This window comes from Marivita geojedonensis, from assembly GCF_002115805.1.
Taxonomy (GTDB): Bacteria; Pseudomonadota; Alphaproteobacteria; order Rhodobacterales; family Rhodobacteraceae; genus Marivita; species Marivita geojedonensis.
Window position 1 is genome coordinate 25,396 of the sequence record NZ_JFKC01000015.1, and the last position, 11,520, is coordinate 36,915.

Annotated in this window: 12 protein-coding genes; 5 read left to right on the forward strand and 7 right to left on the reverse strand. The window is 61.4% G+C overall.

The genetic code is table 11. The annotated features are described in order from the left end of the window. Positions 1-11 precede the first annotated feature (11 nt). From MGEO_RS14125 to MGEO_RS14135, 3 genes are read left to right on the forward strand one after another with little or no spacing between them, the layout of a single operon-like run. A complete protein-coding gene (locus MGEO_RS14125; protein WP_085639028.1) occupies positions 12-728 on the forward strand; it encodes an ABC transporter ATP-binding protein in 717 nt (238 codons plus the stop codon). Continuing rightward, positions 725-1,516: an ABC transporter permease gene (locus MGEO_RS14130; RefSeq protein ID WP_085639030.1), complete on the forward strand. Its 792-nt coding sequence runs from the start codon at positions 725-727 to the stop codon at positions 1,514-1,516. Before MGEO_RS14125 ends, MGEO_RS14130 begins: the two co-directional genes overlap by 4 nt. A gap of 53 nt (positions 1,517-1,569) precedes the next feature. Continuing rightward, positions 1,570-2,124, forward strand: a complete 555-nt coding sequence (locus MGEO_RS14135) for a tetratricopeptide repeat protein (RefSeq protein WP_085639033.1) — start codon at positions 1,570-1,572, stop codon at positions 2,122-2,124. Here MGEO_RS14135 and MGEO_RS14140 read toward each other — a convergent pair. Both MGEO_RS14140 and MGEO_RS14145 read right to left on the reverse strand, forming a co-directional pair. Beyond that, positions 2,121-2,765 carry an ABC transporter ATP-binding protein gene (locus MGEO_RS14140; RefSeq protein ID WP_233139935.1) on the reverse strand — a complete coding sequence of 215 codons (645 nt, stop codon included), beginning with the start codon at positions 2,763-2,765 and terminating at the stop codon, positions 2,121-2,123. The genes MGEO_RS14135 and MGEO_RS14140 overlap by 4 nt on opposite strands. 29 nt (positions 2,766-2,794) lie before the next feature. Further along, entirely contained in the window at positions 2,795-3,769 is a 975-nt protein-coding gene (locus tag MGEO_RS14145) for an ABC transporter substrate-binding protein (protein WP_085639036.1), read from the reverse strand. Between the two features lie 159 nt (positions 3,770-3,928). Here MGEO_RS14145 and MGEO_RS14150 point away from each other — a divergent pair, with 159 nt between their 5' ends. Then, on the forward strand, positions 3,929-4,339 hold the full coding sequence (locus MGEO_RS14150) for a c-type cytochrome (protein WP_085639039.1): 411 nt from the start codon (positions 3,929-3,931) through the stop codon (positions 4,337-4,339). Here MGEO_RS14150 and MGEO_RS14155 read toward each other — a convergent pair whose 3' ends face one another. After that, positions 4,340-4,885, reverse strand: coding sequence for a hypothetical protein (locus MGEO_RS14155; protein ID WP_085639042.1), 546 nt, complete (start codon positions 4,883-4,885; stop codon positions 4,340-4,342). A gap of 190 nt (positions 4,886-5,075) precedes the next feature. Here MGEO_RS14155 and MGEO_RS14160 point away from each other — a divergent pair, with 190 nt between their 5' ends. After that, positions 5,076-6,842, forward strand: coding sequence for a PQQ-dependent methanol/ethanol family dehydrogenase (locus tag MGEO_RS14160; protein ID WP_085639045.1), 1,767 nt, complete (start codon positions 5,076-5,078; stop codon positions 6,840-6,842). A 73-nt stretch (positions 6,843-6,915) separates the two neighbouring features. Here MGEO_RS14160 and MGEO_RS14165 read toward each other — a convergent pair whose 3' ends face one another. The 4 genes from MGEO_RS14165 to MGEO_RS14180 form a co-directional block, all read right to left on the reverse strand. Further along, a complete protein-coding gene (locus tag MGEO_RS14165) occupies positions 6,916-7,623 on the reverse strand; it encodes a DUF5765 domain-containing protein (protein ID WP_085639048.1) in 708 nt (235 codons plus the stop codon). Positions 7,624-7,699: 76 nt separating this feature from the next. Further along, positions 7,700-9,154: a ribosome biogenesis GTPase Der gene (gene der, locus MGEO_RS14170; protein WP_085639051.1), complete on the reverse strand. Its 1,455-nt coding sequence runs from the start codon at positions 9,152-9,154 to the stop codon at positions 7,700-7,702. A 79-nt stretch (positions 9,155-9,233) separates the two neighbouring features. Further along, the gene (locus tag MGEO_RS14175; protein WP_085639054.1) at positions 9,234-10,544 is read right to left on the reverse strand and encodes an outer membrane protein assembly factor BamB family protein; all 1,311 of its coding nucleotides are present in this window, start codon (positions 10,542-10,544) and stop codon (positions 9,234-9,236) included. A gap of 67 nt (positions 10,545-10,611) precedes the next feature. Next, positions 10,612-11,268, reverse strand: coding sequence for a hypothetical protein (locus tag MGEO_RS14180; protein WP_085639055.1), 657 nt, complete (start codon positions 11,266-11,268; stop codon positions 10,612-10,614). Positions 11,269-11,520 lie beyond the last annotated feature (252 nt).

Genomic DNA, 11,520 nt, shown 5'->3' on the forward strand with positions numbered 1-11,520 from the left:
GATAGGCGCGGATGAGTTTGCAGGTTTCTGATCTGTCGTTTTCCTACGGGACCAAGACCGCGTTGGACGGAGTGTCATTCTCAGTCGGGCACGGGCAGTTCGCGGCGCTGCTGGGCCCGAACGGCGCGGGCAAGTCGACGCTGTTTTCTTTGCTGACACGGCTTTTCGTGACGCAGCCCGGCGCGATTTCGATTGCCGGACACGATCTGAAAGCCGCGCCGTTGGCAGCGATGGCGGATCTGGGGGTGGTTTTTCAGCAGACCACGCTCGATCTCGATCTGACGGTGCGGCAGAACCTGAGCTATTTCGCAGCGCTGCATGGTCTGTCGGGACGTGCTGCCGACACCCGGATCGATGCCGCGCTCGCGCGGTTGGACATGGCGGAGCGGGCGGGTGAAAAGGCGCGCGGATTGAATGGCGGGCACCGGCGGCGGACCGAGATCGCGCGGGCGCTGCTGCATGATCCGAAGGTACTGCTTCTGGATGAGCCGACAGTGGGTCTTGATGCGCCAACGCGCGCGGCACTGACCCGGCATATCCACGATCTGTGTTCCGACACCGGGGTGACGGTGCTCTGGGCCACCCATCTGACCGATGAGGTTCTGGACAGCGATCAGGTGGTCCTGCTGCATCGAGGACAGGTTTTGGCGGATGGGCGCTGTGGCGCGCTGCGCGGATCGGCTTCCCTGCCCGAGTATTTTGCAAAGATGACGGGGGCGCCGGCATGAGGCATGCGCTGATTGCGATGCGGGCGATTGTGCTGCGCGAGGCGCTGCGTTTTGTGCATCAGCGCGAGCGGTTCATCGCGGCGCTGGTGCGGCCTCTGGTCTGGCTGTTGGTGTTTGCGGCCGGGTTCCGGGCGGCGCTTGGCCTGTCGATCAGCCCGCCCTACCAGACCTATATCACCTATGAGACCTATATCGTGCCCGGGCTTTGCGGGATGATCCTGCTCTTCAACGGGATGCAGTCCTCCTTGAGCCTTGTCTATGACCGTGAGATGGGGTCGATGCGTCTGTTGCTGACGGCCCCGCTGTCGCGGACATGGCTCTTGTTCAGCAAGCTGTTGGGCAGCACGATCATTTCCATTCTTCAGGTCTATGCCTTCCTGTTGGTGGCGTGGTTGTTCGATATCACGCTGCCGCCGCTGGGGTATCTCGCCGTGTTGCCCGCGCTGGCGCTGGGCGGGTTGATGCTGGGGGCGCTGGGACTGGCTTTGTCGAGTTTCATCAAGCAGTTGGAGAATTTCGCAGGGGTGATGAATTTCGTGATCTTCCCGATGTTCTTCCTGTCCTCGGCGCTTTATCCGCTGTGGAAGATGGCCGAAAGCTCGGAGATTTTACACGACATCTGCGCGGCGAACCCGTTTACCCATGCGGTCGAATTGATCCGCTTTGCGCTTTATGTCGAATGGAACGGTATGGCGTTTGTCTGGACCGCGCTGGCAACGGCGGCGTTCATGGCGTTGGCGGTTTGGGGCTATGACCCGGCGCGCGGGATGATGACGCGAAAGGGCTGATCTACGACCATAGGTCGGGTGATTCATGGCCCGCTTTGCGCTAGGATTGCGGCATGAGACAGATTTTGATCCCGCTGAGTTGCGCAGTGGCGCTTTGTTCCTCCGGCCTTTGGGCCGAGCCGGACGACGATGATCCCGGTGGCGTGTTGAACCCCGACGAGATGACGTGGCAATCCGTGCTCGACCGGGCCGAAGACGGCGAGACCGGGATGGTGCTCTGTGCCACCGGGTACATGTTGACCAAGTCGGGGGATCACGCAGCCGCCCGCACGCTGTTCCGCAATTGTGCCGAGGCTGGCTACACCGGTGCGATGACCTGGATGAGCCAGCTCGACAACAATGGACTTGGAGGTGAGTACGACCCCGAAGCCAGCGCGGCCTGGGACCGGCAGGCGGCGGAGTTGGGCGATCCGGTGGGCAAATTCAACCACGGGATCAATCTGATGCGCGGGCATGGGATCGCCAGGGACGAGGTTATGGGACGGCGCTATGTCGATGAAGCAGCGTCGGACGGGTTGGAAATCGCGCAGCGCTTGCAGGGCGCGGGCTATGACCTCGACGAGGTCACGCCGGATGCGGACAACTGGAAATACGCGCCGCTGTTCTAGGCTGGGCGCGGTTTGAGCTGCGCAGGTTGCCCGGACAGTTCGAGGATGCGTGTCGCAAGACGTTCGGCCTCGGGGATCGAATGGGTGACCAGCAACGTCGCGACCGGATGGCTTGCCCGCAGTTGTTCGAAGAGGGTCATCATCTCGTCGCTGAGGTCAGCATCCAGGCTGACAAACGGTTCGTCCATCAGCAGCACATCGGGTTTACCGGCAAAGGCGCGGGCGAGTGACAGGCGACGCTGCTGGCCGAGCGAAAGCTGATCCGGATACGCCGCGCCCCGCCCGGCAAGCCCCACCTGTTCCAGCGCGCTGTCGATCTCGTTCGAGGAAAGGCCCAGCGGAATGCGCAGATTGTCGGCCACGGTCCGCCAGCGCATAAGGGTCGGTTCCTGAAACACCATCGCCAGTTTGTCTGGACGACGGACATGGCCTTGATACCGACTCTCCAGCCCCGCGATGGTCCGCATCAGGGTGGTCTTTCCGACGCCGGACGGACCAGTGATTGCGATGGTTTCGCGCGGAGCGAGTGCGATGTCGATTGGTCCCAGCACCGGCTTGTCGCCAAAGGCCATGCCCTGCAGCGTGACGCTCAGAGCCGGCGGAACGAGGCCCGCCGGCGTGTCTGTGTCGCGATTGCTCACGAGCTTCAGGTTCGGGACCGCTGACAAGATCAGCTTCCGGGTTGAACAAAGACGCCTTCAGGAAGGGTGGTTGCGCTGCCAATCAGCTTTTCCCCGCCAAGCTCGGCCATTAGGGCCAGCATGCGCGCCGCGGCGTCTTCATCCACGGGCGCATCGGCGGGAATCCCGGCGCGGAAGCCGGCCTTGAGCGCATCGAACTGCGCGTCGGTCTTGGCGTTCATCCGGGGACGCAGCCGGTCCCATTCGGCGTCTGACTCTGCCAGAAGCTCTTTTGTGGCGCGGCTTGCAGCAGCCAGACCTTCGACCAGTTCGGGGTGATCGCGCAGCATGTCGCCGTGCATGACATACCCCAGAAGCGGTGTTTCGGGATCAAGGCCAAGTTCACGCGCGGCGGCATCCACGGTGATAATCGGCTTCATGCCACCCGCTTCCATCTTGGCGAGGAAATGCCAGAAATTGATGGCGCCGTCCAACTCGCCCTGAAGTGCGGTTTTGAAAATCAGGGGCGGCGCGCCGAAGACCTGTTCGGTTTCGGCCGCGAGGTCCATCCCGTGCACTTTCTCGGCATAGGCGCGCAGGATCAGCCAGCTTTTGTCGAGCGGACCACCCGCGATGCCGATCTTGCCGCCTTTCAGATCCGCAAGTGACGTGGCAGTGCTGTCGCCCGGGACCAGAACGGCACCGACCGCCTTGGAATAGGGGATGAAGATGTAGTCTTTGCCGTCGGCGCGCTGGCGCGCAACCCAGAGCCAGTCGGACACAATCACATCCGCCTCGCCGCCTTGGAACGCGACCTGCGCGGCAGAGCCCCCCGCAACGCCCTGGACCTCGAGCTGGAATCCATTCGCGGTGTCGAATCCATTGTGTTTCAGGCTGTCGAGTTCCCAGTTCACGGTACCGAATTCAAGCACGGCGGCGCGCAGAACGGGGGTCTCGGCGATTGCGGCACTGGCACAGACCAGCAGGGCAGCAGAGGCCGCACGAACGGTGGAGAAAAAGCTCATTGTGTCCTCCCAAAATGGCTGGACACACAGTAACAGCGGCTTTTCTTGCGGAAATACGACCAAAGGATGTGACCACGGCTCAAAAACATTGATGTGGATCATATTGGGCGATTTGGCGGGTTTTTACGGTGCCGGTGACTTTGTGAAGGAGACCACCCTATGACACGCTTTGCCCTGATAGCTGCGGCCAGTTTCTGCGCCCTGCCCGCCTTTGCCAGCGATACGACCTTTGAACAGGTCAAGATCGACGCCGGGAAAACCCTGTTCGAGGCCGAATGCCGCCGCTGCCATGCGGTCGAGCCGACAGACGCCTCTTACGGCCCGCCTCTGGAGAACATCGTGGGACGCGGAGCAGGGACGTATGAAGACTACGATTACTCGATTGCCTTGGAAGCGTCGGGTATTGTGTGGACCACCGCCGCTCTGCGCGCGTGGATGGAGGACAATGACGGCTTCATGCCCGGCACCAAAATGCGCCATGTCGGCATCGAGGACCGGACCGTGCAGGATTTCATCCTGTCCTATCTGGTGTCGATCACGACGCAGGACAATTCGGCGATCTCGAAGTGATCATTCTATGACGAGTTCGGGCAGCCAGTGGCTGTCCGCATCTCCCGGCTCAAGATCGACCTCCCGAATAGGACGCATGTTTCCATCATCTGGCGGAACCGAAAGGATGTTCATGTCCATCTCGTGCAGTGTACCTCGTATACGACCATCGTCTGAGACCCCAAGCCGGTAGTAGACTCCGTTCCACATATCGATCCCGTATTCCGTCGCGCCTTTCCAGAGAAAGAGCAGATCATACTCCAGATCGGTGAGGTCTTTAGAGACGTCCCGGCGGATCATGTACGGATAGGGCACATGGCACCACGTCTTTTCCGGACCTTCGAGGCATTTGAAGGGACGCATGGACAGGAAGTGATCCGTGAATTTTTCTGATTTCATTTCAATGGCATATTTGCCGCTCTTCACCTCGATCTCCGCAATTTCCACACGCACGCCCTGCGAATCCAGAAGAAACGCCCGGTGGTGCCCATCGCGCAATTCTGCGGCGTGCAAAGTGGCTCCAAACAATGCTCCCCCCAAAGCCAATCCGCCTGCGTAACTGCCCATACCGAGTCCCTTCCAACTGTTGATTCTCTGATCCTGCGAGGGTTTGGGGATATGCTGTCAACATCCCAAAGGTCTTACGACCCAAGTCGCGTACAACACGAATTCGTTATCCCTATACTGCCGGTCAGCCATCCACATGCGCCCCCGTGCATCTGGATACCTGCAACTGAAGTTCATGGGAGGAATACGGATGAACAGATTTGTTGCCGCCGTCACCGCCAGCATTCTCGCCGCAACGGGCGCGCTTGCTCAGGGTGTGACAGAAGACATGCTGGCCAATGACCAGACGATGACCAATCAGGTCGTCACCAACGGCATGGGGCGGCATCTGCAGCGCTACTCGCCGCTGGAGACGCTGAACAAGGACAACGTCAAGAACCTCGTTCCGGCATGGGCGTTCAGCCTTGGCGGCGAAAAGCAGCGCGGTCAGGAGACCCAGCCGCTGGTGTATGATGGCATCATGTACATCACCGGTTCCTATTCGCGCCTCTACGCGATTGACGCGAACACCGGGGAAGAAATCTGGCAGTACGACGCGCGTCTGCCCGAGGGCATCCTGCCCTGCTGTGACGTGATCAACCGGGGCGCGGCTCTGGCCGGTGACAAGGTGATCTTCGGCACGCTGGACGCGCGGATCGTCGCGCTGGACGCCAAGACCGGCGACGTGGTGTGGCGCGACAAGATCGACGACTACAAGGCGGGGTACTCCTACACGGCGGCTCCGCTGGTTGTGGGCGATCTCGTGATCACCGGCAACTCGGGCGGTGAGTTCGGCATCGTCGGCGCGGTTCAGGCGCGCAATGTCGACACCGGTGAGCTGGTCTGGAACCGTCCGGTGATCGAAGGCCATATGGGCATGCTCAACGGCGAAGAAAGCACCATGACCGGCACGCTGAACGCGACATGGCCAGGCGACATGTGGAAGACCGGTGGCGGCGCCACATGGTTGGGTGGGTCGTATGACGAACGCACCGACACGCTGATCTTCGGCGCGGGCAACCCTGCCCCCTGGAACAGCTGGCTGCGTGATGCGGGTCAGGACAATTCCGGCAAGGGTGACAACCTTTATGCCGCCAGCCGTATCGGCATCGACCCGGCGACCGGCAACATCAAGTGGCACTACCAGACCACGCCGCGCGAAGGCTGGGACTATGACGGTGTGAACGAAGTTGTGGCGTTCGACGCCCGCGACGGCTCGCAGCGTCTGGCCACGGCAGACCGCAACGGCTTCTTCTACGTTCTGAACGCCGAAGACGGTGGCTTCATCAGCGGCACGCCGTTTGTGAAGGACATCAGCTGGGCCGAGGGCATCGACGAGAACGGTCGCCCGATCTTCATCGAAGACAACCGTCCGGGTGATCCGGCGGCGGCTGCCGATGGCAAGAAAGGTGAAGTGGTCTTCGCCTCCCCGTCCTTCCTGGGTGGCAAGAACTGGATGCCGATGTCCTTCTCCAAGCGGACCGGCAACTTCTACGTGCCGTCCAACGAATGGGGCATGGACATCTGGAACGAGCCGATCACCTACAAGAAGGGCGCGGCCTATCTGGGCTCCGGCTTTACCATCAAGCCGAACTACGAAGACCATATCGGCTCGCTCAAGGCGATTGACCCGGATACCGGCGATTGGGTCTGGGAATACAAGAACGACGCGCCGCTCTGGGGTGGTGTGATGACCACGGCCGGTGGCCTGGTGTTCTTCGGCACGCCGGAAGGCAAGTTCATCGCGCTGGATGACGAAACCGGTGAAGAGCTGTGGTCGTTCCAGACCGGCTCCGGCATCGTCGGTCAGCCGATCAGCTGGGAACAGAATGGCGAGCAGTATGTCTCGGTCATCTCCGGCTGGGGTGGCGCGGTTCCGCTCTGGGGTGGTGAAGTGGCCAAGAAGGTCAACTACCTGAACCAGGGTGGTACGCTCTGGACCTTCCGCCTGCCGAAAGAGCTGGCAAGCGCAAACTGATTTTTACCAACTGGTAAAAAACAAGCGGCGCGCCTTCGGGTGCGCCGTTTTTCATTGGCGCAGATGGGCTCCCTCAGGCGGCGACGGAGTGGTGTGCATTAAACAGTTTCACCCGGATGAACGGGCTCATCCCGATCAGCAACAACCCAATGGAAAAGAGGCACCATATGGCCGGCATCTCGTTGGGGTCTGCGGTCAATGTCGACGCGAGGATGGGCCCTGCCAGAGCATGAAACACCACGAATCGCCAAGCGCCGTAGACGAGAGGCAGAACAAACACTGCGGCCATATAGGCCGGGAACTGCACCGGCAGACCAAGAGCACGCCAGAAGTCGTTCAAAGGAACGTCCCAGCCGATATGCCACTCTCCGGACACGAGACACCATGCAGCCCCGCAAAGGATGTCGCCGGGCTGGCAAGCGCCGATTGCCGACACCGGAACAAGCCTGAACAGAAGAAGCGCCGAGGCCACCGCGCTCAGGCCATAGACCCATCGTTGCACGTGCGATGACACCGGCGCAGGGGCGATTGCCATGGCGAAGGCGTTGATGAACAGGGGCTGGAACGCGATGTGCAGATAGGACAGTTGCGTGATGATCCGATTCTCAGGCGTCCCGCACTGGTCCACTGAACCGTAGCCAATCGCCTGAAGTCCTTCCATAACGGTGAAGTACCCCATGGCGAGCCAGATCGCCTTGGGTTCTCCGCGTAGGAAGGTGATCGCGGTGGCCGCGCCACCGACTGCGACCATCCCGACGGATGCCGTTTCGCTCCAACACATGATCCGCCCTCCGCTTGGACCTTGGACTAAAGCAAACTGGCTCTGCGTTTGTCACGGATTTTCCGGCAAAAGCCGATCAGCCTCGATTCTTGCCCAGATGCTTCTTCAAGGCACCCGCGTTCTTTTCGCGGCGCCCTTTGTAAGGATTCTTGTCGCCCTGCCCGCGCAACGTCAGGCGAATCGGCGTCCCCGGCATGTCGAAATCCTCGCGCAGACCATTGACGAGATACCGCTTGTAGCTGTCGGGCAGCTTGTCCGGGTGGGAACACATGACGACAAAACCCGGCGGTCTGGTCTTGGCCTGCGTCATGTAGCGCAGCTTGATGCGTTTGCCCTGTGGTGCGGGCGGCGGGTGTTGCTCCAGCATCCCCGACAGCCAGCGATTGAGCTGGGCCGTCGTGACCCGGCGGTTCCAGACGTCATGCGCCTTGAGAATGGCCGCATGAAGACGATCCAACCCGCGCCCCGTCTTGGCCGAGACCGTAACAAGCGGCGCACCACGCAATTGCGGCAACAGCCGTTCGAACGCCTCTTTCAACTCGCGCAGCTTTTCCTGCTTGTGGTCTTCTGCGTCCCATTTGTTCACAGCCACGACCACAGCACGGCCTTCGCGCTCTGCAAGATCGGCGATGCGCAGGTCCTGAGATTCGAACGGGATGGCCGCGTCCAGAAGAACGACAACCACCTCGGCAAACTTGACGGCGCGCAGCCCATCCGACACAGAAAGCTTTTCGAGTTTTTCCTGAACCTTGGCCTTTTTGCGCATGCCGGCGGTGTCGAAAATCCGCATCGGTGTACCGTCCCATTCGGTCTGTACCGAAATGGCGTCGCGGGTGATACCCGCTTCGGGGCCGGTCAGAAGCCGATCTTCCCCAAGGATGCGGTTGATCAGCGTGGACTTGCCTGCGTTGGGGCGCCCCACCACGGCAATCTGCAAAGGTTTGGCGGCCGTGATCGGACGCGGGCCTTCGTCGGACTCATCCTCTTTGACATCAACCTCGGTTTCGGGCGCGTCGGCCTCGGCCCGCTTTTCAAACGCGTCGGCCAGAGGCTGCAGCATTGCATAGAGTTCCGGCATACCCTCGCCGTGCTCAGCGGACAGGCGCAGGGGCTCTCCCAAACCGAGACCATAGGCTTCGAGCACACCGGCATCGGCCGCCTGTCCTTCGGCCTTGTTCGCTCCGAGAATCACATGCTCTGCCCGCTTGCGCAGGATGTCGGCGAACACTTCGTCCGTCGGAGTGACACCCGTGCGGGCGTCTATGAGGAACAGGCACACATCGGCCATGTCCACGGCGCGTTCCGTCAGCTTCCGCATCCGGCCCGGCAGGCTTTCGTCAGTCGCCTCTTCCAAACCGGCGGTATCGATAACCGTAAATCGCAGGTCGCCCAGCTTGGCCGCCCCTTCACGGAGGTCGCGGGTCACACCCGGCTGGTCATCGACCAGTGCAAGCCTTTTGCCGACCAGACGGTTGAACAGGGTCGACTTGCCCACATTGGGACGTCCGACGATTGCAAGGGTGAAAGACATGGGCGCGCAGGGCTCCGGCATTGGCTCGGGTTCAGTTCAAGCCGCCCGCATACCCTGTTTCCCGCGCCCGCGAAAGGGGTCACCGGTATGCGTGCAGCACACCGTTTTTCGAGACCACGTAAAGTGTGCCATTCGCCACCACTGGACGGGTCGTGGCTCCGCCGCGGATTTCCGTCTCTCCGATCAGGTCGCCTGACGCCGGATCGAAAGATCGGATCAGACCGTCGGAGGAGGCCACGATCAGACGACCACCCGCCATGATCGGCCCATGGTTGGTAAACGCCGAGTCGCGGCGGCGCTGCGGGCGGCGCACGGGCTCGTAGCCCGGCAGATCAACCGCCCAGATCTGAGTTCCGTCCTGCGCGTTGAGACGCACCAGTTTGTTCAGATCAGAAACGAAATACACCGAGTTTCCTGCAGGCCAGACCGGATCCAGCGCACCGTGCTGCGCTGTCCACTGGCGTTCGCCGGAATTCACGTTCAGCGCGACGACACGTCCTGAATGGTTGCCCGCGAAAACGGTATTTCCGTCGATCACCGGATACCCGGTGATGTCATCGACGAGGGCGATGGCGAAACCCTTGCGCGCACCGACGATGTCGGCGCTCCAAAGCCGCAGACCGCCCTGACGGAACGCACCCTGAACGGCTCCGCTTCCGAAGGAGAACACAACGTGGGTGTTGCTCACCGCCGGCGGCGCGGCGCCTGCGACGTTGCCAACATCACCCAACCCGTCCGATTGCCAGCGCACACGGCCGTCATCCGCCTCGATGGCCCAGGCGGTGCTGTCGCCGGCGACAACATAGACAAGGCCGCCGAAAACGGTTGGCGCGCCTGTTGCGGTCGCCTGAAGCTTCTGTGTCCAGATTTCCTGACCCGAAGACGCATCGAGGGCGCTCAGCGTTCCGAAGCCCGAGGTCACGTAAACACGTCCATTGTCATAGGCCAGACCACCGGCCAGTGCCTGCGACGGGTCATCCCGAAGCGGTGCGAGGCTGTAGGACCAGAGCGCCTCACCCCCTGTCGATGTGGCCGAAACGCGTCCCGCGCTGTCGATGGTGAACACACGCCCATCGGCGACGACCGGATCGGTGATGATCCGCGCCCGGCGTTTGTCGCCCTGCCCGATCGATGTGGACCAGATCTGCGTCAGGCTGGACCCCAACGCCGCATTGGTCGTCCGGGACGACGGGCTGACATGGCTTTGCGGCCAGGATGCATTATTGGTGGCTGCGGGCACATTGGCGGATGCCGTTATGTTGCCAAGGGTTTCGGCCCCTGCGGTGGCATTGTCCTGAAGCACCTCGCGAACGCCCAGACGTTCCCCAGGAAGGATGATTTCACGATCCGTACATCCCGCAAGGACACCTGCTGCGATCGCGCTGGCCATCAGAAATTTTACGTGCACTGCCCTGCCCTCGTCTTTTTCTCGCGCCTTGGCCCGCAGGCCATGGCGATCAGGACGCCTCGATCTCGCCCCCCAGAGCCACAATCAACTGAGACGCGCGTCGGCGCAAGCCTGCAGTCAGTTCCGAGTCGCCAAGAATGGCGTTGAGACGCGTCAAAGCCGCATCCGTGTCGCCTGCTTCGATGTCGAGAAGCGCCAACTGTTCTTCTGCCAGAAGCCGAAGCGGCGCACCGGGGGCCGCCATCGCCTCGAACGCAACGCGGCGTTCATCGGCACTGAGCGTCGATTCCGGGCGGGTCAGCGCCTTGAAGCTCGCAATCTGGCGGTAGATCTCGGGCAGGTCTCCGTCGGTGGCTGTGGCATTGAGCCGTTCGGCGGCCGCAGCCCCGTTTCCGGCCAGCGCGTCTTCCGCAGCAATGAGCATATCCAGGACCGCTGCACCTTCCTCAGTGGGTGCCTCGATCTGATCGAGTGCCGCCACACGATCGGACGCCTCATCGCTTTCAAGTGCCGCGAGGATCGCATCGCCAAACGCCTGCGCCTTTGCCTGTTCGGCGGCGCGCGTGTACTCGCGGTACGCGGTGCCACCGACGAGAAGCAGAACCGCAAGAACCGCGATCCAGCCGTAGCGGCGCATGAGGGCAAAAAGCCTGTCGCGGCGGACTTCTTCGGTCACTTCCTCGATAAAGCTGTCAGTTTCGCTCACCTGTTGGCCCCCTTTGACCTTGCGGATTGTCTTGCCCGCCCAAGAATTTCGCCCCTCATACCGCGCCCGGGGTCAGGTGCCAAGCCGCGCGTTTCACAGCCTTGAATCCCGCATGATCCGAAGGATTTGTCAGGCTTTCGTCCATTTTCCGCACAAGGCGCAGAGAAAATTCGGATTTCCAGAAAATGAACCGTGCAGTTCATCTTGAAAAAATCCGGGGTCAACTTTAATCTAAACTGATCAGTTTACCGT